The following is a 25,819-nucleotide window of genomic DNA, read 5'->3' as shown; positions in this document are numbered from 1 at the left end:
GATCCAGTGCAGCGTCCAGCGCGGCAATCGTCGCTCATCAACATACAGTGTGAATGTAGATCCGCTGGGCGGATTGGCCGAACTCGGAAACTGCTGTGCAGAAACGCTGTTGGTCGCGGTCAAGCTCAACGGAACCGGTTCCGCAGCTCCGCCTTGAGCACCTTGCCGGTCAGGTTTCTGGGCAGTTCATCCACCAGTTCCAGTCGTTCCGGGGACTTGTGCCTGCCGAGGCCCTGCGCCTCACAGTGCGCGGCGAGATCCGCGAGTGCGAGTGTCGATCCCTCCCGGGCAACCACCACGGCACACACCCGCTCACCTGTGCGGGTGTCGGCCACCCCGATCACCGCCACATCAGCGACACCGGGATGGGTGGCCAGCACACCCTCGATCTCCAGAGCGGAGATGTTCTCGGCGTTGCGGATGATGGCGTCCTTGATCCGACCGGTGACGAAGACATTTCCGTCGGCGTCCAGGCGACCGCGATCTCCGGTGCGGAACCAGCCCTCGGCGTCGAATGCCGCGGCGTCCAGCGCCGAATCCACATAGCCGAGGAAGCACTGGGGTCCCTGCAGCCGCAACTCCCCCTCGTCGCCGGGGCCGCACGGCCGCCCGTTGTCGTCGACCACCCGGACCCGAACCCCCGGCACCGCGCGGCCGACGGAACGATCGAGCAGATCGTGCTCACCGTTGGGCGGCTGTGTCGTCGCGACCGGGAACTCGGTCAACCCCCAGGCATTCGCGATCCCATCGACCGAGAAGGTCTCGCGCACTTGGCGACTCAGATCGGGGGTGACCGGAGCACCTCCACCGACACACCCGCGCAGGTCCGGATACAGCGGGGTGTCGCCGTGCGCCCGCTGCGCGGCCAAGAAGGCGACGAAGAACGGGGTCGCCGAACCGAGCAGCGTCGGGCGGTGCGCCGCCAGTGCCTTCGGCGTGGCCACCGGATCGAACGAGTCGAACAGCACCAGCCGCATCCCGGTGAGCAGGCCCGCCGCGAGCATGGCGGCGCCACCGATGTGCGACACCGGGAACGCGATCGGGTTGACGTCCGCGCTGGACGCGCCGACCAGATTCACCACGCCCGACGAACCCGCGATGACCGAGCGATCACAGTGCCGGACCCCTTTCGGCGCGGCGGTGGTGCCCGACGAATAGTAGATCCAACGGGGCTGGGAACCGTCGACCGGAGGCGCAGGCAATGTCGGTGCGGCGGCGACCGAATCGAGTCTCAGCTCGGACCCCGGTTCCGATTCCAATTCGAGAACAACGACTTTCATGGCTCGGCGGGTGGCCAGCCGGCGAGCCAGACCGGCGTGATCGAAACCGCGCCAGGCCCGCGGAACGATCATCACCTCGGTGCCGATCTGGGCGGTGGCGAAGCCCGCCTCGTGCTCGCGCCAGATGGGCAGGATGGGATTCTGCACAGCGTCGAGCCGCGTGAGCGCGACCATCACCACCATGGTCTCCAAGGTGGTCGGCAGTTGCCACGACACCACCGTGCCGGGCCCGACACCCTCGGCGGCCAGTGCCGCCGCCGTACGCGATGCGGCGTCGCGCAGCGCAGCGGTGGTCAGGCTGCGACCGAAGTCGTCCTCCAGGACGACGCGCTCTGGATGCGTCCGGGCCGCCGCTTCGACCAGGGCCCAGTAGGTTCCGGATTCCGGCCCGGTCACCGGTTGGGCAGCATCAGTCGCCGCTTGGCCAGGATGTTGCGCATCATCTCCGAGCTGCCACCCGACACCGTGTAGGCACGCGACCACAGCCAGCATTCTCTCAGTCGCTGCTTCGCCTGTTGCACATCCGGTTCCGCAGACGGCCCGCACCTGGCCGCGAGATCGGCCCCGAATGCCGACACCCGATGATAGGTCTCGGCGAAGCTGAGCTTGGCGATCGAACCGTCACCGGGCTGCTCGGCACCGGCGATCAACCGCTCGACATGGTCGTCGATGAACGCCTTGGCAACCTCGACCTCGACCGCGAGTTCGGCGACCGACTGCCGGATGTCCTGGTGCTCGATCGCCGGGCGGCCGTCGAGCACGCTGCCGCGGGCCGTCGTCAGCAGATCATCGATGAGCAGTTCCAGCAGGATGACGTTGCTGCCGATGCCGAATCGTTCGAAATCCAGTCCGGTCATGATGATCGACCAGCCATCACCCTCGGCGCCGACCAGATCCCCGGCACCCAGGACGACGTCGGTGAGGAACACCTCGTTCACCTCGATCGCATCGCCGATGGTGCGGATCGGGCGCACATCCACACCATCGGTGTCCAGCGGCACGGTGAACACCGACAGGCCATGATGGCGCGACGATGTCGGGTCGGTCCTGATCAATGCCAGCCCCATATCGGCCCAGTGCCCGTCGGTGATCCAGGTCTTCTGACCGTTGAGCACCCAGGTGCCGTCCTCCTGCCGCACCCCCCGGCTGCGCACTCCGGCGATATCGCTTCCGGCGTCGGGTTCGCTGAGCAATTGACACCACACGTGTTCGCTGCGGCGGATCGGGGGCAGCAGGGTCTCCTTCTGCTGCGCCGACCCGAAGTGCAGCAGGACGTGGGCCGCGAGATTGACCTGATCCACCGGGCGCGGTGCGCGGGCCCGCAGGATCTCCTCGCTCACGATGCGGTCATGCAGCGGATGGTGATCGGGCCGGCCACCGTACTCCACCGGCCAGTCGGCGCCCACGAACCCGGCTTCGAACAGCCCGGCGAACCAGGTGCGCAGCAACGACTCCTGTGCACTGTCCTCCGGTGCGCGCCTACCCTCGCGCGCCTCGATGGGCGGGGCGTGCTCACCGATGAATGCGCGCACCCGGTGGCGGAAGCTGTCCAGGGCCTTATCACTCGGGCGATCGACAATGGTGGTCACCATCCGGACACCTCAGCGAGGTGGGTGCGACTGCCCGCGGCGGTGCCGAGCAGATGGGCGTTGGTGAAGACCCGGCGCAGCTCGTGATGCAGAGGGTATTCCCAAGTAAAGCCGATACCGCCGGACAACTGCATGCATTCGTCGACGGCCGCAGCAGCTTTGGCGGTCACGAAGGCATGAGCCACGGTACTCAGCCTGGCCGAGCTCCCATCACCGGTAGCCGCAGCGCGTGCGGCCTTCATGATGGCCGCACGCGCCTTGACCTCGAGAACCAGCAACTCCACCAACCGGTGCTGGATGGCCTGGAAGCTGGCGATGGGCGCACCGAACGCCTCCCGCTCCTTGAGATAGGAGGTGAGCCGTTCCACCGTCATCGACAGGGCGCCCACCGAGTCCGCCGCCAGCAGCAGCCGGGCCGTATCGACCAGCCGGCCGGCCAACTCGGCGGATCCGATCAGCATCCCGGGCGCGCTGCTGATGTCGACCCGCCACACGGGCCGAACCACATCCAGCAGATCCTCGTCCGGGTGCGTCACCATGCTGTCGCTCAGCTCGATGAGATGTACACCGTTGCGCCCCAAGGTGACAACGAGGTCAACCTCATCGCCACGGATCACCCGGACTTCGTCGTCGGCGATAGCCACTCCCGCCGTCGCCGCACCGCTGAGCAGTGCCTCCAGCCTGCCGTTGCGGATGTCATCGGGAGCCGCGCTCACGGCCGCGGCCGCCACGAGGGTACCCAGCCAGGCCGACCCGTCGCCGGAACGTCCCAGCTCTTCGGCCACCACCACGGATTCGACCGGTAGCCAACCACTTCCGCCGAACTTCTCGGGAGCCAGCAGGCCAATCCAGTCCAGCCGGGCCAGGTCATCCACGGAATCCTGGTGTCCGCGCCCGGTCAGAAAATCCCGGGCCGACTTCCGGAGCAGATCCAGGTCGACGTCGTCAGCAGAGCTCACCGCTATCCTCGAACCAACAACTGATCCGCGTTGTCCCGCATGATGCGCTTCTTAGCGGCCTCGTCCAGCGGGTCCAGGAGCTTGACGAAATCGGCGGGCTCGGCCAGACCCTCGGCGTGCGGGTAATCGGATCCCATCAACAGGCACTCGTCGTAGCCGAGCCGCCCCACAATGGCCGGGACGTCGTCCTCCGGGTAAGGAACCACGCCCACGTGGCGCCGGAAGATATCGGACGGCCGCTCGGTCAGCTTGCCGCCGATCCAGGGTCCGTTGCGGCCCATGCCACGGCTCTTGTCCATGTGGACGACGAACTGCGGCACCCACTCGGCGCCGTGCTCAGCGACCAGGACGTTCAGACCGGGGAAGCGACCGAAGAGGTTGTCGAAGATGAGTGCGGACAAGGTGTCCTCGATGGGCCGCTGACCGTAGATGTTCATCCACTGCCAGGCCGACATGTGCCACGCCGCCGGGTCGGGATCGTGTCCCCACGCCGGGGAGATGGCGTTGAAGTACCAGAACGGCTGGATATGGAACACCAGCGTGCAGCCGGCCTCCTGCAGACGCGCGTAAATGGGGTCGAAATACGGATCGCCCGGGGAGCGGCCGTGCGCGGGGCCCGTCGGGAGCAGCACCATCTTGGCGCCCTGCTCGATGATGGCCTCGGTCTCGGCGATGGCGGATTCCAGATCGCGCAGCGACAACAGCGCCGTCGCATAGATCTTGTCCTGGTAGTTGAACCCCCAGGTCTCGTCGAACCAGCGGTTGAAGGAACGAACATTGGCATACAACGCCGCGGTGTCGTCAACGTAGTGCTCGGCGGCCAGCGCCATCCCCGCGGGGAAGATGACCGCGCGCTCGACATTCTGCTCGGCCATCACCCTCAGCCGCGGTTCCCGCTCGAGCCACTCGGCCTGCATCGGCTGGGGCTCGTAGGTCTCGTCGGGATTACCCGAGCCCATCTGCTTGAGCATTTCCTTGAGCGAACCGGGCCGGTACGCCAGGTCGAACCCGAGTCCGGCTTCGCTGTTGAACGTCGCGATCCGGTGTCCGGCGAGAATGACCTCCTTCCCGTCGGCCGACCGAACCGGGGTGATGGCCCGGTCGTGAAACGCCTTGGGCAGATAACGGGTGAACGCGTCCCGCGTCTCGTAGCAGTGGGTATCGCAGTCGAAGATCCCATAATCGAGTCTCGCCGTCACGACGCAGCTCCTTCCGGTGAGAATGAATATTCTCTCTTTTCAGAAAAGATACTATCGTCTTCCGATAATGCCTATAGCAACGGTGCAAGAGATGTGGCCTGACACCCGTGTGGGCCGACGCATCCACCCTCGGCGGGCACCGGTGTCGCGGACCGACCCGCCGAGGCGGCCAGGGAATCAAATCCCTTGCCAATCAACGATGAAGGCCAGGACCGCATGAGCGCAGACACCACACCTATCGACACCCGAGCGCAGCTCGCAGAGCGGGAGCGGCACGTGTCGGGCGATGAACTCGAAGAACTGCGCCACGCGATCCGGGACTTTTTGACCGCCAAGTCGCCGAGCTCCGCGGTGCGTACGCTCATGATGGCCGACGCAGGCTACGACCCTGGTGTGTGGCTACAGATGGCCCGGGAGCTGGGGCTACACGGGATAGCGGTGCCCGAGGAGTGGGGCGGCGCGGGCGCGGGGATGCCCGAACTCGTCGTCGTATTCGAGGAGATGGGCGCAGCACTGTTGTGCGCGCCGTTCTTCGCCACGGTGGCGCTCGCCGCTTCGGCGGTGCTGGCCAGCGGTGACCGCGCCGCCATGGCGGACCTGCTCCCCCGCTTCGTCGACGGCACCAGCATGGGCACCGTGGCCCTCAACGGGACGCTGGAGGCCTGGACGCCGGACTCTGTCGGTGCCAGCGCGCGATCGACGCCGGACGGATTCCGGCTCAGCGGCGACCTTCCCCTGGTGCTCGACGGTCACGCGGCAGACGTCATCCTGGTCGCGGCCAACACCGATCGCGGGGTGTCGCTGTTCGCGGTTGCCGGAACCGCGGACGGGCTGCGCCGCGAGCAGCTCGTCACGCTCGACCGCACCCGCAAGGCCGCCCGCCTCCGCCTCGACGACGTGCCTGCCCGACTTATCGGGGACGACGGGGCGGCCGCTCCCGTGCTCGCCCGGGTCAGCGATCTGGCCACCGTCGCCCTGGCGGCGGAACAGCTGGGGGTAGCCCAACGATCCCTGGACATGGCCGTCCGTTACGCGAAGGACCGAATCCAGTTCGGTCGCGCCATCGGTAGCTTCCAGGCCGTCAAACACCGTTGCGCGGACATGCTGGTGCTCGTCGAGGGCGCCCGCTCGGCGGTGGTGCACGCCGCACAGGTCGCCGACACCGACGAGTTGGCCCTCGCCGCGTCGGTCGCCAAGATGACCTGCTCGGAGGTGGCCCTGCAGACCGCACTCGACAGCATGCGCATCCATGGCGGCATCGGATTCACCTGGGAGCACGACGCGCACCTGTACGTGCGCCGGGCCAAGTCCACCGAGCTGATCTTGGGCAGTCCGGGCTACCACGCTCGGCGCCTCGCCGACCTCGTCACCATCTGAAAGGACCCCTCGTGCCCATCTCGTATTCGCTCGAACTGCCGACCCAGCGGGTGGACGCCGGCGCGGAGTTCGTCTCCGCATCCGCCATCTCCGATGTCGCACGCGCGGCAGAGGAGGCCGGATTCGCCGCCGTGCACGTCACCGACCATCCGGCACCGGACGCCAAGTGGCTGGACCACGGTGGGCACCACGCGCTCGACCCGTTCGTGGCGCTGTCGTTCGCCGCGGCGGCAACCAGCACGGTCAAAGTGCTGACCAACGTGTACATTGCGGCCTACCGCAATCCTTTCCTCGGGGCGAAGTCCATTCAGAGCCTGGCGGTGCTGTCGGGAAACCGACTCATCGTCGGAGCCGCGGCGGGCTACCTGAAACCGGAGTTTCGCGCCCTGGGAGTCGACTTCGACACGCGCGGCGCGCTTTTCGACGAAGCTCTCGACGTGCTGCAGAAAGTCCTCTCCGGCGCCGACCTCGCCTATGTGGGCAGCTCGTTCTCGGCCAGGGGCGTGCGGCTGCGTCCGCTACCGGCGACCGCACCGCCGATCTGGATCGGCGGGAACAGCAAGCCCGCCGTACGCCGGGCGGTGACCCATGCGCAGGGCTGGGCACCGTTCAACACGTTCGGTTATGCCGCGGCGTCCCGAACCGCCGAGATCTCCACGCTGGACGAATTGGAGTCGGCGATCACCTGGGCCCGCGCCTATGCCGCCGAGGTCGGCCGGACGGAACCGCTGGACATCTGCTTCTCGGCGGGCAACCTGCTCGACGACGATCGGTCGACCGACGAACGGCACGCGATCGTCGACCGGCTGGCCGCTGCCGGGGTGACCTGGTTGACCATCGCGCCCGCCGGCCACGACCGGGCCGAGTACGTCGAACTCGCGGCGGCGTTCGCCAAGGAGTTCATCACGACGTGATCATCACGCCATCAGACTGGAGGCGGAGAACGAGTCCACGGTGATACGCCGGTGCGCGAACAGCCATCGGCCCTCGTGCGGAACCAGAACGTCGCGGTATCGGCCCCAGTGGTCGGAGCCGATGTCGGTGTACACCGCGAAATAGCTGCTGACCTGCGCCCGTCCGGGCTTCACGGAGATGAACCGCACGCTGGAGACATGGTGGCGGACGTAGGTCGGTCGAGGCCGGTCCGGCTCCGGCGAGCCGCTCAGGGCGGCGCCGAGGCCGGCTTCGATGGCGGCCGGACCGGTCAGCGGTCCGTCGCCGCCGGTGAACTCCAGCACGCCGTCGGGGGCGAAACACGACGCCAGTGCCGCGAGGTCGAAGGAGTCAGTTGCCGCCGTGTAGTCGGAAAGGGTCTGCCGTACCGACTCACGTATCTCGATCTCCGCATGTTGCATAGCCGCCTCCTCTGGAATTTCCTACCCGCCAAACGATAACGTCTGTTCTCATGCCGCAGCCACGTCTCCGCGATCTGATCGAACCCGCGACCACCGCCATCGTCACGCAGGAATGCCAAGGCGGTGTCATCGGCCCGGAGGCCGGTCTTCCGCTGCTGGCCGCGGAGGCCCGGCGCGAGGCGATCCCGAATATCGCCGAGCTGCTCACCGGCGCGCGCCGTGCGGGCGTGACCGTGGTGCACTGCCTCATCCAGCGCCGAACCGACGGCCGCGGATCCAACACCAACGCCAGGCTCTTCGCGGCGGCCAAATCGTTCTCGGCAGACCTCACCCCGGGTACGCCCGCCGCCTCCGTCCTTCCCGAATTCGGTCCGGAGGAAAGCGATCTGGTGCTTACCCGCACCCACGGGGTCGGACCTATGACGGGTACCGATCTGGACTCGGTACTGCGGAACCTGGGTATCCGGACGATCGTCGGCGTCGGGGTTTCCGTCAACATCGCGATCACGAATTTCGTCATGGATGCCGTCAACCGCGGCTATCGATTCGTGCTACCCAGGGACGCCGTCAGCGGATTCCCGCGCGAGTACGCGGACGCGATGATCGACAATACGCTGGCCCTGCTCTCCACCGTGACGACCACCCACGAAGTCCTCGCATCCTGGGACGAAGCCCGGTCAGGCCCAGCAATTCTGGATGTTACCCAGCGATAGTGATAACGTCGTTTTCACCTACCGTAAATGGTCATATTCACCACCCTCAGGAGGCACGGCACATGGCGCCCCGTTCACTTCCGTACCCGATCTTCGACATCGACAATCACATGTACGAGACGAAGGATGCCCTGCTCAAATACCTGCCGAAGGAGCATCGAGGCAAGGTCGGCTACGTCGAGGTCAACGGCCGGCCGAAGCTCGTCGTCAAAGACCACATCAGCCACATGATCCCGAACCCGACCTTCGAACGGGTAGCGCGACCGGGTAGCGCGGAGGACTACTTCCTCGGCAACAACCCCGAAGGACTCAACTTCCGCGAGTTCATCGGCGAGGCAATGGATGTCATCCCGGCCTATCAGTCACCCGCCCCGCGGCTGGAGCTGATGGACGAGTTGGGCATCGACCAGTGCGTGATGTATCCGACGCTGGCCAGCCTCATCGAGGAGCGCACCACCGACGACGTCGTGCTCACGCACGCGATCATCCACGCCCTCAACGAGTGGATGCACGAGCACTGGACGTTCAACTACCAGGACCGGATCTTCGCCACCCCGGTCATCTGTCTGCCTCTGGTCGACGAGGCCATCAAGGAGTTCCACTGGGCGCTCGAGCGGGGGATGAAGACTTTTCTGGTGCGACCGGCACCGGTGCCCAGCCGGTTCGGGGGATCGCGCTCCATGGGACTGCCGGAGTTCGACCCGTTCTGGGCCGAAGTCGTCAAGGCGGACATCCCGGTGACGTTCCACGCTTCCGACAGCGGGTACCAGAAGCACCTCATGGAATGGGAGGGCGGCGACGAGTACCTGTCGTTCAAGACCAGCGCACTACGTGAGGTGGTGATGGGATTCCGCGCCATGGAGGACACCCTGGCCGCGCTGATCTGCCACGGCGTGCTCTCGCGGTTCCCCGACCTGCGGGTGTTGGTCGTGGAGAACGGCAGCGGTTGGGTGAAGAACCTGCTTCGTCAGCTGGACAAGGCTTACCGGGTGATGCCCAAGGAGTTCGAAGAGCACCCGGTCGAGGTGTTCAAGCGCAACATCTACATCCACCCGTTCCTCGAAGACGATGTGAAGTCGATCGTCGACATCATGGGCGAGGACCACGTGATGTTCGGCTCGGACTTCCCCCACCCCGAAGGCATCGGCGATCCGCTCAGCTTCGTCGATCGGCTTGACGGCATCTCCGAGGAGGGTAAGGCGAAGATCATGGGAGGCAACGCGATCAAGCAGCTGCGCCTCAAGGTGTCGGTATGACGCAGGCCCCTCCGGCACCCACGGTGTACGACGGTATCGCGGGGTTCGCGGCCCATGTCGGCGAGCATCTCGGTCACAGCGACTGGCGAGAGGTCACCCAGAAGGAAGTCGACCTGTTCGCCGACGCCACCGGCGACCACCAGTGGATCCACGTGGACCCGGAGAAGGCCGCCGCCGGGCCCTACGGCGGCACCATCGCACACGGATATCTCACACTCTCGCTGGTGCCCGTGCTGGTTCAGCAGATCTACCAGGTGACCGGCCTGTCCATGCAGGTGAACTACGGAGTCGACAAGCTCCGTTTCCCGGCACCAGTGCCGGTGGGATCCCGGATCCGCGCCGGCGCGGAACTGATCAAGATCGATCGCGACGACAAGGGCGGCCGTGCCACGGTGCGGGTGACCGTCGAGGTCGAGGGGTCGCAGCGGCCGGCCTGTGTCGTCGACACCATCGCCGCGATGATGGACGCCTAGGTGTGATGTCCGCTACGGCGGGGTCAGCTTGAAGGGCATTTCGATCACCAGCGGTGTGTTGATACCGCATGCGCCACTCGGGCCGACCACGGTGTCCCAGCCTTTGAAGATCGTCGGATCGTCGGGGTCGCGGTAGAACTTCACGATCTGCTTGCCCGGCACCGACGTTCCGTCGGCACAGTGTTCCCAATCGGGCAACGTCCGGCTGACGAACCACATCCGGCTCTGATAGCGGATCGGCGCGGTCCAACCCTGATCACTGTGCACGGTCCCGGTGCAGTCGAAGACCCCCGTGCACGCCGATGTCACCGTCCACAGGCTCGACACCGTCGATTCATCGTGGAAGACCTCATTTGTCTTGGCCCACTGCCCATCTGACACCGCCCGCAGAGTGCCGTTGATCGCGATGTCGTCGATGGTGGCTTGGGCGGCCGGTAGTTCGGCGGGCGCCAAGGCCAGGGATACGGCAGCAACGAGCCAGAGCACCCTCATGATCCGCGCATCCCCGGATTCAGCACCAAGTCCTGCCAGACGGGCGCGGCGCCGGGGTCGGTGAGATCACTCTGGATGTGTGTGGATCCGTCCGGAGCCGCGTAGCGTCCGGTGCGAGGGTCGTAGGTCGCCACCGACACCGCAGGCCCGGTACCGGGGGAACGCTGATGCGACGCCGGTGCCGCGCCGCCGGCAGGCGCCGGCGGCGCCGTGCCCTCGACCGGGGCGTGGATGTTCTCGTCGGAGGTCACCCGGTCGTCGGGGGGCACCCCCTGAGCGAGCAGATTCGGGTCAATCGGGTTGGGGCCCAACGCATGCTGGCGCATCGCCAGCGGTACGTAGGGTTTGTCGCTGTCACAGATCTCCACCGTCGGAGCCCGCTTTCCCGGCTTGCCCATACACGGCAGGTTGCGTGCCCCGCGCACCAGGATCGGAGAGTCCTGCGGAAGCTTGCAGTAGAGACCGTCGGGGGTGTCCACGGTCTCGGTGTCGGCCGGTGACCGCCACTGCGACGGCGGCAGGAACCCGACGGTACAAGCGGGTGGGTCACTGATCTGGATCCGGAAGTTGGCCAACGGCAGCCCGGAGGCGTTGTGGCCGGGCGAGATCGCTTCCAGGTCGGCAAAATACGGCGGGATCAACACCATCAGCTGCTCCAGCGCCGGCAGATACGTCACGGCGACCTTGCTCACGCTCGTCAGGTTGGCCAACAGGATGGGCAAGGTCGGCTTGACCCGTTCCAGCAGATCGGTGACGGATCCGAGGGCGCCAGGTCCTTGGGTGAGGATCGTCCGGATGTGAGCGTCGTTGGTTGCCAGACTGTCGGTGACGCCTGCCAGGCTGTGCGCCCATGTCCGGATCGCCTGGTCGGACTCCAATTGCGCGTCGAGCAGCGGGGTTGCGTCGTCGATCAGTCCCGTAAGGCGGGGCGCCACGGCACGCAGGTCGCCGGAAACGGTCCCCCAGGAATCGAGCAACGAGCCCAGGTCGTAACCCGCGTTGTCCAACGCCTTGGATGACTCGTCGAACACCGTGGCGAGCTTGTCCCGCGGCACGCTACCCAGCAATGCGCTGACATGGTCGAGCATCGGGCCCACCGGCTGAGGCACCGTCACGTTCTCCTGCGGGATCACTGCGCCGTCTTCGAGATACGGCGGCTGGTCGGTGCGCGGCTGCAAGTCGACGTACTGTTCGCCGACCGCGCTGATACTGCGCACGTGGGCCACCAGATCGGCCGGGATACGGGGGGTGCGGTCCAGCGAGAGGATCGCCTCGGCCCTGTCCCGGGTGAGCCTGACGTCGGTCACCTTGCCCATCTGTGCGCCCCGGTAGGTGACATTGGCCAGCCGGTAAAGGCCGCCGCCGCTCGGCAGCTGCACGGTGACGGTGAGTCTCCCGATTCCCAAGAGAACGGGGCCTTGCAGGTACACCGCGAACATGGTCACCAGCCCCACGACCGTGGCGACCGCGAAGATGATGAGTTGGATTCGGACGAAGCGGGTGAGCATCATCCCCCCGCTTTCGGCGCAGGCACCGGGTCGGGCGGCGGCGGATCCAGGGGGGCCATCAGCGGATTGGAGCTGTAGTAAGCGTCGAAGCCGGGGTCACCGGGCGCCGGAACGATATGCACGTTCTCGTCGCCCCAGCGGGTTCCGGCGAACAACGTGCGCTTGAGGCGGGGCACCGTGAGATCGAAGACGGCGAACAGATTCATGTAGTCACCTTTGATCCCCCGGTCGATCAGGTTCTGCCCGAATGGCATCACGGGCAGGAATGCCAGCGCGGTATCGATTTCGGGCCCGACGTCGGCCAGTGCTCGGATCGTCGGCTCCAGATGCTGCAGATCCGCCACCAGATCGTCCCCGCTGTCCTGCACTAAACCGGTGGTGGTATCGCTGAAGCGGCGCATGTGGTCCAAGGCCGTCACGAGTTGCTGCCGCTGTCCGTTGAGCACATCGAGAGCACCCGGAAGTACGTCGAGAGCGCGTGAGATCACGGGTTGTTGATCAGCAAGCGTGGTGGCCAGTCGGTCCATCGCTTGGATGGCTCCGACCATCTCGTCGCGCTGCTCGTCGAACACCGTCACCAGATCGTTCAGGCGAGACAGCACGTCCCGGGTCTGAGCCGCATGCCCGCCGAGCGCGAGCGTGAAATCGTGGACGATGCTGCCGATCTGGCCGAGTCCACCAGCATTGACCACCGTCGACAAAGTCGACAGGGTGCGTTCGGTGGACGGGTAGCTCGCTGACCTGGTCAGTGGGAGATGAGTGCCAGGATCCAGTCGGCCCTGTGCCTGCTGTCCGACGGGTGGGTCCAGGGCCACGTGCATCGAACCGAGGAGGCTGGTCTGGCCCACCCGGGCCACGACGTTGGCGGGTACCACGACATCAGGACGTAACGACACTTCGATGTCGGCATGCCAGTCGACCACGCTGATGGCGCGGACACTGCCGACCACCACGTCATCGACCAGCACAGGTGAATTCGGTTCCAGTGTTCCGACATTGGCGACGGCGAGATGGTATACGAGCGCATCCGAACTACGTCCGACAGCGCCTGGCAGCGGCAGCGAGTTCAGCCCCTGGAACGCACACCCCGCAGTGGCCATCAGAGCAGAGCACAGCGCGCCCGTACGACGCAGCATGGATCTGACGTTCATCGGGACGGACCTTCCGCCGGCAGCGGCGGGGGGCTGTCCGCGGGCGGTGGCGCGACAGCGCCCTGGTCTGGAAGCAAGAGCTCGGGCAGGCTCGCCGGCGGTTGCCCGGGAATCGAGGTGCCGGGCAGTGCGGGCGCGGCATATCCCGGTGGCGGAGGCACATCGCCGGCCCCGGTGTAGGCCGACACCGCCGGCGGGGTCTCCGGTGGCGCCGGCTTGGGACCAGGACCGCCCGGCGCAAGATTTGGTTCGGTGTAGATGATGTCCTTGGAGGGCGGCACAGATGGCAGGACCGGGTTGAACGGAAACGGAAGATAGTTGAAGTTCAACTGCCGCAACGCCGGACCGAGGTACTGACTGCACAGCTTGGCCGTTTCGGGTGCGGTGGCATTCTCGATGGCTCCGATGGCCCCGCAGAGGAACTGCATGGGATTGCTGAGGTTGGACAGCGCGATGGTGCCGGTGGCGCCGCCATCGCGGGGGTCGAACATGTTGAGCGTGTTGGCAACCGCGGTCGGGGCGACATGCAGGATCTGCTCTAGATCCTTCTGGCGGTTCACCACCGACTGGGTCACTGCGGCAAGGCTGCGGATCTGTTCGGCGGTGGGGTCACGCACGTCGGCGATGAAGCGCTGGACGTCGCCGACGGTACCGGCGACGTTGGTCAGCACCGCATCCAGATCGGCTCTGCTCCCGTCGACGACGCTGGTCAAGGTGGCGAGCCGGTCCTGGAACTGCACTATCTGCGTCTTGCTCGCTTGCAGTGTAGTGACGAAGGTCTGCAGGTTGGCGATGATGTCGGTGATGCTGCCGCCGCCGGCGGCCAGGATCCGGCCCACGCCGGAGAGCTGGGACAGCGTCTGGCGCAGCTTGTCGCCGTTACCGGCCATGGCGTCCGCGGTGCTGGTGATGAACCTGGCCGACGCAGTGTCCGACACCCCCGATTTCGGTCCGAGTTCGACAGCCAGCCGGTTCAATTGGTCCTTCACCTCGTCCCACTCCACCGGGATCGCCGTCCGGCTCAACGGAATCGCGGCGCCGTCGGCCATCATCGGCCCGCTGGACCGGTAGGCAGGCGTCAGCTGCACGTAACGCGCCGAGATCAGGTTCTGCGCGACGATGACCGCCTGGGCATCGGCGGGGATCGGGACCCGGCGGTCCACCGTCAGCGTCATCCTGGTGAAGGTCCCCCGAGGCTGGACCGACTCGATGGTTCCCACTCGCACCCCCGACACCTGAACCTGGTCGCCGGGGTAGATGGCCGTCGCAGTCTGGAAATCTGCGGTGATGGTGATCGGGGCGAAGAAGTGCCGGTAAGTGAGCAGTGCCGCGCCGCCGGTCAGGCACCCGGCCAGCACGATTACGGTGATCAATCTAAGTGCTCGGCGCATCATCGTCCCCACTGCTCGCCGGGTTGCGGAATCCCGTTGCGCGGGAATGGAATTTCTGCTCGGGGGCCCGCGTTGTCCGGCGGCTGACCGCTGTCGGTACCGCGCCGGAAGCCGAACGCATAGTCCAGGAAGGGCTGCAGCAGCGAGCCCTGAGTGAGGTTGGGAATATAGCCGATGTAATAGGGACCGTTGGCGACGAGTTCGCTGAGCCCGCCCTGGAATTTCGCCAGCCCGGGAAGGGCCTTCTCCAGGTTGTCGCGATTGCGTTCCAGTACCGCGGTGACGGCATTGAGTTTGTCCAACGTGGGCTTGAGTTTGTCCTGATTGTCGTGGATCAGCCCGGAAACACGCTGGGCCAGGGCGGACGTGTCCGCCAGCAGGTTGACGATGGCCCGTCGGCGGTCGGCCAGCACGGCCGTCAGATCGTTGGCATCCAGCAGCATGGTGTTCACCGCATCGCTTCGCTCGGCGACGATGCCGCTGACCATCGCGGCGTGCTCAAGGAGTTCGCCTATCTTTTGGTCCCGGCCGTTGAGGATCCTCGACAACCGGGTCAGTTCGTCGAACGTGGGCCCCAACTGCGGGGCGATCTCGTCCACCGTGGTGGCCAGCACATCCAGCGACTGGTTGAGTGAAGCCGTATCCGTGTGGGCGACGGTGGTGGTCAGGTCACCGACCGCATCGGTCAGCGAGTACGGCGACGAGGTCCGCTCAACCGGGATCCGGCCGTTGGGCCTCAACGTGCCCTCACCCGCGGATTGCAGGTTGAGCATCCGCTCGCCGAGCAGGGTGCCGGTCCCGATGTGCGCACTGGTCTGCGAACCGAGTTCAGTGACGCCGTCTACTGAGAACGTCACCAGCGCATCGCCGTGATCGAGAGTGACGTCCGTGACCGAGCCGACCTTGACCCCCGAGAGCTTGACCGGATTGCCGACCTGCAACCCCCCGGCTTCGGTGAACACCGCCTGGTATCTGACCGCCGTCGCCCAGTCGGTCAGCCGCTCCGGCTGCAGCCCCACGGCGATGATCAGCAGAATCAGCACCACACCGATGAATCCGGTGCGGATGAGCTGGGGCCCGCGATATTTGATCATCCTGTCTCAGCGCACCTTCCGGTGTCTTGCTTGATCCATGGAAAGACCGCGGTGCGGCCCTGCATATCACTGACCCGCCAGGTCACCCCACATAGGTAATAGTTGAAAAAGCTGCCGTACGAACCGATTCGGGACAGCTTGCGGTAATTCTCCGGCGCGCGCTGCAACGCACCGTCGATGAGCTCCTTCTCAGCATCCAGCGCAGGGGCCAGCCGGTTCAGCTGATCGATGGTGCCAGTCAGCGGCGGCCTGACCTGTCCCAGCAGGCTTGCCACCGAGGCTGTCCCGGCGCTCAGCGAGTCGATCGCAGCGCCGATGCGGTCACGGTCGGCAGCCAATCCCGAGACCAGGTGCTGGAGCCTGTCGATCGTGTCGCCGAACTGCTGTCCGTCGCGGCTCACGTCGGCCGTCACCTTGTTGAGATTGTCGATCAGCGATTCGACCACCTGGCTGTTGTCGGCCAGCTTGCCCGCGAATGAGGACGTGCGTGCCAGCAGCGACGACAGCGTGTCGCCCTGGCCTTGCACCGCTTCGATGAGGGCAGTGGTCAGGGCGTTGACATCTTTTGGATCAAGCCCTCGGACAACAGGTTTGAGCCCGTTGAGCAGAACGTCGAGATTGAGTGCCGGCTTGGTCCGTCCGATCGGAATCTGCTCGCCGGGCTTGAGGAGCCGCGTCGACCCCGGCTCGTCGGTGAGTTCGAGGTAGCGGTCGCCGACGAGATTGAGGTAGCGGACCGCCGCGTGGGTGCCGGCGGTCAATCGGATGGCGGCGTCGGTGTCGAAGCCGACCAGGACGGTCTTGTCCCTCTGCAGATCCACTGCACCCACCGTGCCAACTCGGACACCGGCCACTCGCACCGAATCGCCCGCTTTGAGGTCGGACACGTCGGAGAACAGAGCGGTGTACCGCGACGCCGCCCCGCCGCGGTAGTCGGCGAAGACGGCCACCAGAACTACCGTCAACAACATCATGACCACGGCGAAGATACCGAAATTCACTGCCGCCGAGAGCCGGCGGCTCATCCGGGCATGCCGATCTGTGCCGAATTACGGGGCGGTCCTTCGACCGGATGCCCGAGCAGCCACTCCTTGAGGCCTGCGGTGTTCAGTTCGATGCCCTGGTTTCCGTACTTGTACTGGTTGGTGCCGACATCGGCGACGACATACGGTGGCCTCGTCTCGAACGGCAACCGGGGCAGTCCTACACACTGCGGGCCCCCGGTGGCAGCGACCTTGGGCAGGTCGCCCGGATAACGGTAGGGATCGGCACCCCACAACAGGCTGGCCATCACTTCCGCGCCGGGGACGCGCAGTGGCGGCGTCTTGGCCAGTTCGACGGCCCCGGCCAGCGCGCAGTTGAGCGCGTGCTCGTAGCGGTCGGTGAGCTCGGTGACGGGTACCAGCAGATGGAGCAGGTCGGTCAGCGTGGAGCGGTTGGATCCGATCACCTCCTGGCCGGTGTCAGCCAATCCGATCACGCTGACCAACAGCGCATCCAGATCGGTCTTGCGCTCGACGATGGTCGCGCCGATGGTGGTCGCGTTGTGCAGCGTGGTGAGCAGATCCGGGGCGACATCGGCCAGCGTTGTGAGTACAGGGTTCGCTGTCGCGATGTCGTGACCGAGGTTTCCCAGGCTGGGCTCGAGCTGCTGCAATGCGGTATCGGTGTCCGAGATCGCCTGGGCCACTTTGGCGCCTCGACCGTTGAGGGCGCTCGAGAGGGCAGTCAGGGTCTGGTTGAGTTGCTCGGGCTGAACGGCCGACAGAACATCGGTGAGTTGCTCGAAGACGGTGTTGATCTCGACGGTGACGTGCTCACCCGCGATCACCTGACCGGGGTGCACGGAGTCGGCAGAGGCGTCTGCCGGCGCAACGAGTTGCACGTATTTTGCACCGAACACCGTAGACGATGCGATGTCGACGCGAACATTGGCTGGTATCACCGCCACCGAGTCGGGATCGATCTGGAGGTGCAGCACTGCGCTGCCGTCCACGCGATCGTCGATTGAGACGACCTTGCCGACCTGGACGTCGCGCAGTTTGACTTTGGCATCCGGATTCATCACCAGGCCGGCCCGGTCGGAGATCACCGTGAGCTGCACACCGGAGTTGAAACCGCCGCTGAACTGAGTGAGGGCGAGAGCAACAATGACTGCCACCACGGTCAAGGTGAGCAATCCCACCAGTGGCCGCGCAGCCCCCCCGGCGCGGAAGTGGCGCCCGGCGCTCCCCGCTGCCGCCGGCCAGCGGCCGTAGCTCCGGGTTCGGTATCGCGCTCTGCCGCTGAAATGCTTTGCCAATTGGCTTTTCCGAACTGTCGGGCCCCTCGCGAAGTGGTGTCATCGAGTGGCGGTGCTACGCGACACCGGCTGGAAACGCCAGCCGGATGCCAGGACATCACGGACGGAAACCGACTGCAATCTCTACCTCTCGTAAATGAGAATACGCACTCCGCAAAGCAAAAACTATACTTTCGCTACATCTCTCAGAAACGTGGCCCTGGCTCCCGGGTATCCGCGCACTAGGAGCCCAGCAACCGGTCACCGATCACCAACTGCTCCCTCAGTACCGACAGCTGGGCACCGGACAGCCCCAGCCGCGAGAGCACTTCATCGTTGTGCTGGCCCAGGGTCGGCGGCGCTGTGCGGTGATGCTGCCGCGGTCCGGGGTCGATCCGAAACGGCCACCCCGGGAATCGGTCCCGACCGGTGATGGGGTGCTGCAGCTCCTGGTAGAAACCCCGTGCGTTGAGCTGTTCGACCTCATACATCCGGTCCGCGGTCAGCACGCACTCGGCGGGAACACCGCGGGCACAGAGCAGTTCGACCGCTCCATCGGAGGTCTGACGTGACATCCATTCCGCGACGACGGCATCGAAGTCATCGTGATGTGCATGGCGCGCCGCGCATGTGGAGAACCGCGGATCCTCGCGCAGCTCGGGGCGCTGCATCGCCTCAGCAAGAGCATGCCAGTCCGCGTCATGGCGGACCGACACAGCCACCCATTCACCGTCCCCGTCCGCCGGGTACACCCCCTGCGTGTGATCGCGCTGCCGATTTCCTTCGCGAGCACGCACCTGCCCGCTCAGTGCCGCCTCGATCACCGGCTCCGCGGTCACGGCGGCGCCCGCCTCGATCTGGGCGACCTCGATCAGTTGCCCCTCACCGGTACGCGCACGGTGTTCCAACGCTGCCAGCAGCGCCACCGCGGCATGCACACCGGCGATGGGATCCGCCGGCCCCTGGAGATTGCACGGCGGTCCGTCCGGATAGCCCGTCACCGACGACATGCCCGCCAGCTGTTCGATGTTCAGCGCCCAGCCCACGTAGTCGCGCCACGGCCCCTGCAAACCGAATCCCGGCATCCGCACCATGATCACCGCCGGATTGATCTCGATGAGCGAGTCATAGTCCAGCCCGAACTGCTCAACCACGCGCGGCGAGAAATTCTCCACGACGACATCGGCCTCGGCCGCGAGGGCATGGGCCAGCGTACGTCCTTGCTCCGAGGACAGATCCAGCGTGATGTCGCGCTTGTTGAGATTGGTGCCCTGCCACAGCGGCCCGCGTTCATACCAGTCGTCCCCGTCTCGGAGCAGGGCTCCAGAGAATCGATGTCCGTCGGCACGCTGGATCGACTCCACCTTGACGACATCTGCGCCGTAGGCGCCGAGATAGCAGGTGAGATACGCCCCAGCCCAGAACGTGCTGAGGTCGAATACCTTGAGTCCGGCAAACGGCAGCGCGACATCCGCGACGGGCGGCTGCGCGTGCGCCGACGGCGGAGCCAGCCAGCCCGAAGGTACCGTCGACCCGGGCGCGGGCGCCGGTCCCGGCTCGGGCACTGGGGTCTTGGCAAGGCGGAACGCCGCCCCGGGCCGACGAAACTGCCGGCCCTCGTCGGCGCCGCCCAACCGACTCTCGATGAAGAAATCCCGCTCGCGGTACTGCGGACACTCCACAATGGTCGCGCCGTCGGTGACCGGGGCAGCCGGAATCCGCATGGCCTGACTCAGATCGACGATATCCGCCACCGTCATCGCGTCCAGCCACGGCTGCGCTTTCGCGAAGAACTCGTCGCGCTCGGGCCCGCCCAACATGATCGCAAGCTGGTGCTCTTCGAACTCGGGCAGTCCCACCATTGCGCACACGTCCATCCAGTGCTGCCCGGTGAGGCAGTTGATCCCGACCCAGCCGTCGCGTGCCCGCACGATTCCCAGCATCGGCGCCGCCTTCGTGTTGGTCGGCAAGCCCATCTTCTTCAGCCGCTCGGCCAACAACATCGGATAAGGCAACGTCGAGATCAGGCACTCCAGCATCGACAGGTCGACCTCGACGATCCGGCCTACGTCGCTGCCGGCGACGCGAAGCGCCGTCAGAGCCGCCAGTGCGGCATAGGCGCCCGCCACGTATTCCGGTATCCGGGCGCCGGATTGCACTGGTGGCCGGTCGAACTCGCGAACGTTCACCCAGCCGGAGGCGGCCTGCAGAGTCAGCGGCGTGCTGGGCCGGTCGCGTAACGGGCCATGCTGTCCGTACGGGGAGACGCGCACGACCGCAAGCCGCGGGTTGAGGCGCTGCAGACCGGCGGAGTCCAGGCCGCAGCCCCATTTATCAAGGGTGCCCGGCGCGAGGTTCTCCACCAGCAGGTCGGCGCCGGCAACGAGGTCGAGCAGTACGGTGATCTCGGCATCGCGGGTGGGGTCGACGGTGTGGCCGCGCTTGCCGGCGTTCAAGTACTCGAAGACACCGCCCTGGCCCCACCGGCGCATAGGGTCGCCGGCAACCGGTTCGACCTTGATGACATCGGCGCCCAGGTCGGCGAGAAGTTTCGTGCAGTAGGGCCCGGCGATCTCGGTCCCGATCTCGACGACCCGCACGCCGCTCAGCGGTGCGGTCACGACGGCACGCCGATCACCTTGGGCTCCATGTAGCCCCGCAGCCCCAACAGGCCGCCCTCACGGCCGATCCCACTCTGCTTGAATCCGCCGAACGGCGCATCGCCGGCGATAGTGCCGTTGATCGACACCTGGCCGGTCCGCATGCCCCGGGCCAGCCCGAGCGCACGGTCGACATCGGTCCCCCACACCGCCCCGCCCAGACCGTACGGCGAGTCATTGGCGATCACCACCGCCTCGTCATCGGTGCGGTAACGCAGCACCGTAAGCACCGGACCGAAAACCTCTTCCTGTGCGATCGCGGCGTCCGGCGTCACATCCGTGAGTATCGTCGGTTCGAAGAAGTAACCGCTGAACTGATCTTTGGGCCGTCGTCCACCGGCCCGCACCGTCGCCCCTTCGCTTTCAGCCTGCGCCACAAAGGTTTCCACCCGCTCCAGATGCTCGCGGCTGATCAGTGGTCCCATCGTGGTATCGGGATCACGAGGATCGCCGAGCACGACCGCGCGCGCCAGCGCGCACAGTCGGTCGACCACCTCGTCGTGGATCGCATCCGGCACCAGCAGCCGGCTGTTCAAGATGCAGGCCTGACCTGCGTGCAGAGTGCAACCCTCGAACAGAAGACGTTCGAGCAGCGCGTCGGTGATCTCGACGTCGTCGACGAGAATGCTCGCGGATTTGCCCCCGCACTCCAACAGGACGCGTTTCATCGACGCCGCCGCGGCGGCCATGACGTCGCGCCCGACCGCCGAACTGCCCGTGAAGCTGACCATGTCCACGCCGGGGTCCTGGGTCAGGGCCCTGCTGGCAGCGATACCGCGCGGAGCCACCACGTTCACCACACCGTGCGGGATGTCGGTCTCCTCGGCGATGATGCGGGCCAGCGCGAAACCCGCCAGCGGCGTCAGCGGTGACGGCTTGAGCACCAACGTGTTCCCGGCCGCCAGGGCGGCCCCCAGCTTCATCACGTTGAGGGTGTGCGGGAAATTCCACGGCGTCATCGCCGCGACCACGCCGAGCGGTTCGTAGCGCAGCAGCGTGTTCCCGCCCGCACCCCACGCGTCGAGCGGAGCCTCCGCCGGCACGCTGGCCAGCTCCGCCGAATGCCCGGCCATGAACGCCGGACCTTCGACGTGGATCAGCCGTTCGTTTGCCGTGCAGCCCCACTCCTGCTGGGCCAGCCGGTAAAGATCGTCGGCCCGGGCCAGCAGCGCGTCGCTGAGCTGCTGGAGGCACCGGCCGCGCTCGGCCGGGTCCAGCCGCGGCCAGGGCCCGGAGTCGAAGGCTCGGCGCGCGGCGCCCACGGCACTGGCCACGTCGGCCACCCCGGCATCGGGCGCAGTGGCAATGACCTGCTCGGTGCTGGGGTCGACAACGTCGTAACGACCGTCCTGCGGGGGGATCCATCGACCGTCGATGTAATTCCCCTGCACGTCGACGAATGAGCCGTGATCAACCACCAGGGCACTGCCTTCCTCGTCGGCGTGGTCCCGGCCGGGACCACGCTGACGCCCTCCGAAGAACGGACATATCCGATCCCTGTGTACACCTCGCCGACCAACAGCGTCAACGTCGATAATTCCGATAGATACCGATAAATAAGGTCTTTACCGCTGATTGACACATATTGCGGGGTGCGGTAGACAGATCGCGAGTCGGACATTCGCAGACATACTGTCCGATCCGAGCTTCTGCCGAGGAAGGCATCCGTTGCCCACAACCACGATCCCCCTGCACTCGCCGGACTTCTACGCCGGCGACCCGTATCCCGCCTATCGGGAACTGCGCAATTCCACCCCGGTGGTGTGGAACGACGTCACGAATTTCTGGGCGCTGTCGAAGTACGAGGATGTCCGTTTCGTCTCGGGCAACCCGCACAAGTTCTCGTCCACAAAAGGCATCACCATCCCCGACCCGACGCAGCCCGAGCCGGTGCAGGAGGGCAATCTGATCTTCACGGATCCGCCCCGGCACCGGCAGCTGCGCAAGCTCATCAACTCCGGCTTCACCCGGCGCCAGGTGACCTTGCTGGAGCCCAAGGTGCGCGAGATCGTCAAGAACATCCTCGACGACGTCGAGCCCGGCCGCGAATACGAGTTTGCCGAGCAGATCGCCGCCCCCCTGCCGACCCGGATGATCGCCGAGATGCTGGGCGCGCCGCCGGAGGACTGGGAGCAGTTCAGAGCGTGGTCGGACGCGGCGGTCGGGACCGCCGACCCCGATATCGAGATGGATCACCTCTCCGCACTGGCCGAGTTGTACGCCTACTTCACCAACCTCATCGCCGACCGCCGGTCCGGTAAGGTATCCGGCCAGGACGATCTGCTGTCCATTCTGGCCTCGGCCGAAGTCGACGGGGAACGGCTCAGTGACGAGGACCTGCTCAACTTTTCGTTCTTGCTGCTGGTCGCCGGTAACGAAACCACCCGCAATCTGATCGCACTGGGAACACTGACCCTGATCGAGCACCCTGATCAGTTCGCACTGCTGAAATCGGACCCCACGCTGCTGCCCACTGCGATCGAAGAGATGCTGCGCTACACCAGCCCGGTGACCCACATGGCCAGGCGAGCCACCGGAGACATCGAGATCCGCGGTCAGCAGATCAAGGCCGGAGACACGGTGGTGATGCTCTACGGGGCGGCCAACCGGGACGAGGAGATCTTCGGACCCACCGCAGAGGAATTCGACATCACCCGTAATCCCAACCCGCACATCGCATTCGGTGCCGGCGAGCACGCATGCCTGGGAGCGCAACTGGCGCGCCTGGAAGCCAGGGTGATGTTCGAGGTGCTGTTGGGCACCTACCCGACCATCGAACTGACCGGAGACGTGACCCGCCTGCGCGCGACGATGGTCCCGGGTGTCAAACGTATGCCGGTGCGATTGAAAGCGAACATCTGATGGATTTCGACTACACACCCCGACAGGAGCAACTGCGCAAGGACTACCGCGCACGCCTCGAGGCGGTCATGACACCCGAACGGCGCGCCGCCGTCGCGGGTCTCATGGAGGGTGGCGATGCGATGACGGAAGCCCGGCATGCACTCGGCGAGGCCGGCCTGCTCGGGGTCGCCTGGCCGGTGGAGTACGGCGGCCACGGCCTGACGGCGTTGGAGCAGTACATCTTCGGTGAAGAAGCACGGCGGGTGCACGCGCCGCTGCCGATGATCACCCTGAACACCGTCGGCCCCACCCTTATCCAGTACGGGACCGACGAACAGAAGAACACGTTCCTGCCCGCCATCCTCAAGGGCACCGTCGACTTCGCGATCGGTTACTCCGAACCGGGTGCGGGCAGCGACCTGGCGTCGCTGCGCACCACGGCGGTTCGCGACGGCAATGAGTGGGTGATCAACGGCTCCAAGATGTTCACCAGCGGCGCCGCGTTCGCCGACTACATCTGGCTGGCTGCCCGTACCGATCCGAATGCCAAGAAACACAAGGGGATCACCCTCTTCATCGTCCCGACCGACAGTCCCGGCTTTTCGTGGAAGCCGCTGCACACCATGCCAGGAGTGTCCACGTACTACACGTTCTACGACGACGTGCGGGTGCCCGACAGCGCCATCGTGCTCGGCGAGAACGATGGCTGGAAGCTGGTCACCAACCAACTCAACCTGGAGCGGGCCGCGCTGGGCAACCTTGGAGCGCTGGAGCCGCTGTTCCACCAGACGCTCGCCTGGGCCAGGAGCACCCCGCTGGACGGCGAACGCGTGATCGACAAGCCGTGGGTGCAGCAGGCGCTGGCCCGTGTCGAGGCGCAGGTCGCCGCGTACCGCCTGCTCAACTTGCGGGTGAACACGACGCTGAGCTCAGGTGCGCTGGGCATGGGAGAAGCCTCGGCCACCAAGGTCTTCGGTACCGAACTCACCCAGCAGGTGGCCCGAGAGCTGCTGGACATCGTCGGACAAGGCGGCAGCCGCAAGGGCACCGACGCCCCGCTCAAGGGTGAACTCGAAAGTGCCTACCGCCTCGCAGTGATCAACACGTTCGGTGGCGGCGCCAACGAACTCCAACGCGACATCATCGCCATGGCCGGGCTGCTCATGCCCCGTGCACCACGCGACATGCGCGCCTCCTGAAGGAAAGGGTCCACACCAGTGAGCGACGAATCGAACACCGCATTGCGCGAACGCCTGGACGCGCTGATCGGGCAGCCGATCAGCACGGGGCAGCCGGTCAAGGCACCCGACCCGGTGAATGCCGCGATGATCCGGCACTGGGCGCATGCCCTCAGTGATTTCAACCCCGCCTACCTGGACCAGGAGTTCGCGACGACGTCGCGCTACGGGGCGCTGGTGTCACCGCCGGTGATGCTGCAATCGTGGACCATGGCGCCGCCCAAGCTCGAGGGCATCCACGACCGCGGTGGGGTCCCCGTCGAGCTCGGCGAGAACCCCTTGCAGTTCCTGGCCGACGCCGGCTATACCGGCATCATCGCGACGAACTCGGAATTCGAGATCGAGCGGTATCCGCGGGTGGGCGAAGAGATCAGCGCGGAGACTGTGTTCGAGACCATCTCCGATGAGAAGAAGACCGCGATGGGGACGGGATTCTTCGTCACCTGGATAACGACGTATCGCAACCAGGACGGCGAACTCATCGGCCGTCAGCGCTTCCGCACCCTTCGATTCAAGTCGGCACGCCGATGAGTCACCGGCTTGCCCCGTCCATCAGCCCGGACACCGAGTTCTTCTGGTCCGGCCTCAAGGAACACGAACTGCGCATCCAGCGCTGCACCGACTGCAAAACGCTGCGCGTTCCGCCGCGGCCGATGTGCGGTACCTGTCAGTCACTGAACTGGGACTACGTGGTCTCCAGCGGGCACGGCACCGTGTACAGCCACATCATGCCCCAGTACCCACCGCTGCCCTTCCTGCAGTATCCGTACGTGGTCGCCCTGATCGAGCTCGACGAAGGCGTTCGCCTCGTGTCGAACCTGTGCGACATCACCCCGGAGGACATCACCGCGGGCCTGCCGGTCGAGGTGTTCTACGAGACCTTCGAAGCGCTGCCCAGCGGGGACGAACTCGTCCTGCACCAATTCCGGCCGGCAAGCTGATACGGAGCGTATGACGAT

At 65.9% G+C, this 25,819-nt stretch carries 23 protein-coding genes; 9 read left to right on the top strand and 14 right to left on the bottom strand.

The window, feature by feature from the left end:
• Positions 1–125: 125 nt before the first annotated feature.
• From FHU31_RS21210 to FHU31_RS21195, 4 genes are read right to left on the bottom strand one after another with little or no spacing between them, the layout of a single operon-like run.
• The gene (locus tag FHU31_RS21210) at positions 126–1,676 is read right to left on the bottom strand and encodes a class I adenylate-forming enzyme family protein (protein ID WP_263987763.1); all 1,551 of its coding nucleotides are present in this window, start codon (positions 1,674–1,676) and stop codon (positions 126–128) included.
• Complete coding sequence (locus FHU31_RS21205; protein ID WP_167162936.1) at positions 1,673–2,869, bottom strand: acyl-CoA dehydrogenase family protein; 1,197 nt, start codon at positions 2,867–2,869, stop codon at positions 1,673–1,675. The genes FHU31_RS21210 and FHU31_RS21205 overlap by 4 nt, the downstream gene beginning before the upstream one ends.
• On the bottom strand, positions 2,866–3,834 hold the full coding sequence (locus FHU31_RS21200) for an acyl-CoA dehydrogenase family protein (protein ID WP_167162934.1): 969 nt from the start codon (positions 3,832–3,834) through the stop codon (positions 2,866–2,868). The genes FHU31_RS21205 and FHU31_RS21200 overlap by 4 nt, the downstream gene beginning before the upstream one ends.
• Positions 3,831–5,027, bottom strand: coding sequence for an amidohydrolase family protein (locus tag FHU31_RS21195; RefSeq protein WP_167162174.1), 1,197 nt, complete (start codon positions 5,025–5,027; stop codon positions 3,831–3,833). The genes FHU31_RS21200 and FHU31_RS21195 overlap by 4 nt, the downstream gene beginning before the upstream one ends.
• A 276-nt stretch (positions 5,028–5,303) precedes the next feature.
• Here FHU31_RS21195 and FHU31_RS21190 point away from each other — a divergent pair, with 276 nt between their 5' ends.
• Together FHU31_RS21190 and FHU31_RS21185 are read left to right on the top strand one after the other, a co-directional pair.
• Positions 5,304–6,404, top strand: a complete 1,101-nt coding sequence (locus FHU31_RS21190) for an acyl-CoA dehydrogenase family protein (RefSeq protein ID WP_167162932.1) — start codon at positions 5,304–5,306, stop codon at positions 6,402–6,404.
• Positions 6,405–6,415: 11 nt separating this feature from the next.
• Positions 6,416–7,318 (top strand): TIGR03619 family F420-dependent LLM class oxidoreductase, encoded by a 903-nt coding sequence (locus FHU31_RS21185; RefSeq protein ID WP_167162172.1) that lies wholly within the window; start codon positions 6,416–6,418, stop codon positions 7,316–7,318.
• Positions 7,319–7,321: 3 nt separating this feature from the next.
• Here the strand turns inward: FHU31_RS21185 and FHU31_RS21180 are convergent, their stop codons facing one another.
• Positions 7,322–7,759 (bottom strand): nuclear transport factor 2 family protein, encoded by a 438-nt coding sequence (locus FHU31_RS21180; protein WP_167162170.1) that lies wholly within the window; start codon positions 7,757–7,759, stop codon positions 7,322–7,324.
• Positions 7,760–7,809: 50 nt separating this feature from the next.
• On the opposite strand from FHU31_RS21180, the gene FHU31_RS21175 reads away from it, so the two are divergent.
• The 3 genes from FHU31_RS21175 (at position 7,810) to FHU31_RS21165 (ending at position 10,201) form a co-directional block, all read left to right on the top strand.
• The gene (locus FHU31_RS21175; protein ID WP_167162168.1) at positions 7,810–8,472 is read left to right on the top strand and encodes a cysteine hydrolase family protein; all 663 of its coding nucleotides are present in this window, start codon (positions 7,810–7,812) and stop codon (positions 8,470–8,472) included.
• Positions 8,473–8,534: 62 nt separating this feature from the next.
• Entirely contained in the window at positions 8,535–9,728 is a 1,194-nt protein-coding gene (locus FHU31_RS21170; protein ID WP_167162166.1) for an amidohydrolase family protein, read from the top strand.
• The gene (locus FHU31_RS21165; protein WP_167162164.1) at positions 9,725–10,201 is read left to right on the top strand and encodes a MaoC family dehydratase; all 477 of its coding nucleotides are present in this window, start codon (positions 9,725–9,727) and stop codon (positions 10,199–10,201) included. Before FHU31_RS21170 ends, FHU31_RS21165 begins: the two co-directional genes overlap by 4 nt.
• Before the next feature lie 12 nt (positions 10,202–10,213).
• Here FHU31_RS21165 and FHU31_RS21160 read toward each other — a convergent pair whose 3' ends face one another.
• From FHU31_RS21160 to FHU31_RS21120, 9 genes are all read right to left on the bottom strand, one after another.
• Positions 10,214–10,693 carry an Rv2253/PknI dimerization domain-containing protein gene (locus FHU31_RS21160; RefSeq protein ID WP_167162162.1) on the bottom strand — a complete coding sequence of 160 codons (480 nt, stop codon included), beginning with the start codon at positions 10,691–10,693 and terminating at the stop codon, positions 10,214–10,216.
• Positions 10,690–12,201, bottom strand: a complete 1,512-nt coding sequence (locus FHU31_RS21155; RefSeq protein WP_167162931.1) for an MCE family protein — start codon at positions 12,199–12,201, stop codon at positions 10,690–10,692. The genes FHU31_RS21160 and FHU31_RS21155 overlap by 4 nt, the downstream gene beginning before the upstream one ends.
• A complete protein-coding gene (locus tag FHU31_RS21150) occupies positions 12,201–13,352 on the bottom strand; it encodes an MCE family protein (protein ID WP_167162160.1) in 1,152 nt (383 codons plus the stop codon). The genes FHU31_RS21155 and FHU31_RS21150 overlap by 1 nt, the downstream gene beginning before the upstream one ends.
• Positions 13,349–14,746, bottom strand: a complete 1,398-nt coding sequence (locus tag FHU31_RS21145; protein ID WP_167162158.1) for an MCE family protein — start codon at positions 14,744–14,746, stop codon at positions 13,349–13,351. Before FHU31_RS21145 ends, FHU31_RS21150 begins: the two co-directional genes overlap by 4 nt.
• Positions 14,743–15,837 carry an MCE family protein gene (locus tag FHU31_RS21140; protein WP_167162156.1) on the bottom strand — a complete coding sequence of 365 codons (1,095 nt, stop codon included), beginning with the start codon at positions 15,835–15,837 and terminating at the stop codon, positions 14,743–14,745. The genes FHU31_RS21145 and FHU31_RS21140 overlap by 4 nt, the downstream gene beginning before the upstream one ends.
• Positions 15,834–16,862: an MCE family protein gene (locus FHU31_RS21135; protein ID WP_167162154.1), complete on the bottom strand. Its 1,029-nt coding sequence runs from the start codon at positions 16,860–16,862 to the stop codon at positions 15,834–15,836. The genes FHU31_RS21140 and FHU31_RS21135 overlap by 4 nt, the downstream gene beginning before the upstream one ends.
• Entirely contained in the window at positions 16,859–18,016 is a 1,158-nt protein-coding gene (locus FHU31_RS21130) for an MCE family protein (protein WP_167162929.1), read from the bottom strand. Before FHU31_RS21130 ends, FHU31_RS21135 begins: the two co-directional genes overlap by 4 nt.
• Before the next feature lie 344 nt (positions 18,017–18,360).
• Positions 18,361–20,739, bottom strand: a complete 2,379-nt coding sequence (locus tag FHU31_RS21125) for a CaiB/BaiF CoA transferase family protein (protein ID WP_167162152.1) — start codon at positions 20,737–20,739, stop codon at positions 18,361–18,363.
• Entirely contained in the window at positions 20,736–22,196 is a 1,461-nt protein-coding gene (locus FHU31_RS21120; protein ID WP_167162150.1) for an aldehyde dehydrogenase family protein, read from the bottom strand. The genes FHU31_RS21125 and FHU31_RS21120 overlap by 4 nt, the downstream gene beginning before the upstream one ends.
• Positions 22,197–22,467: 271 nt before the next feature.
• On the opposite strand from FHU31_RS21120, the gene FHU31_RS21115 reads away from it, so the two are divergent.
• Genes FHU31_RS21115 through FHU31_RS21100 form a run of 4 tightly spaced genes read left to right on the top strand, consistent with a single transcriptional unit; the run spans position 22,468 to position 25,801 of the window.
• Entirely contained in the window at positions 22,468–23,640 is a 1,173-nt protein-coding gene (locus FHU31_RS21115) for a cytochrome P450 (protein WP_167162927.1), read from the top strand.
• Positions 23,640–24,821 (top strand): acyl-CoA dehydrogenase family protein, encoded by a 1,182-nt coding sequence (locus FHU31_RS21110; protein ID WP_167162148.1) that lies wholly within the window; start codon positions 23,640–23,642, stop codon positions 24,819–24,821. Before FHU31_RS21115 ends, FHU31_RS21110 begins: the two co-directional genes overlap by 1 nt.
• A gap of 18 nt (positions 24,822–24,839) precedes the next feature.
• Positions 24,840–25,391: an FAS1-like dehydratase domain-containing protein gene (locus FHU31_RS21105; protein WP_167162146.1), complete on the top strand. Its 552-nt coding sequence runs from the start codon at positions 24,840–24,842 to the stop codon at positions 25,389–25,391.
• Positions 25,388–25,801: a Zn-ribbon domain-containing OB-fold protein gene (locus FHU31_RS21100; protein ID WP_167162144.1), complete on the top strand. Its 414-nt coding sequence runs from the start codon at positions 25,388–25,390 to the stop codon at positions 25,799–25,801. Before FHU31_RS21105 ends, FHU31_RS21100 begins: the two co-directional genes overlap by 4 nt.
• The last annotated feature ends 18 nt before the right edge of the window (positions 25,802–25,819 follow it).

Source organism: Mycolicibacterium fluoranthenivorans (genome assembly GCF_011758805.1).
Classification (GTDB): domain Bacteria; phylum Actinomycetota; class Actinomycetes; order Mycobacteriales; family Mycobacteriaceae; genus Mycobacterium; species Mycobacterium fluoranthenivorans.
The sequence above is the reverse complement of the archived record's forward strand: the minus strand, read 5'-3'. Positions and strand labels throughout refer to the sequence as shown.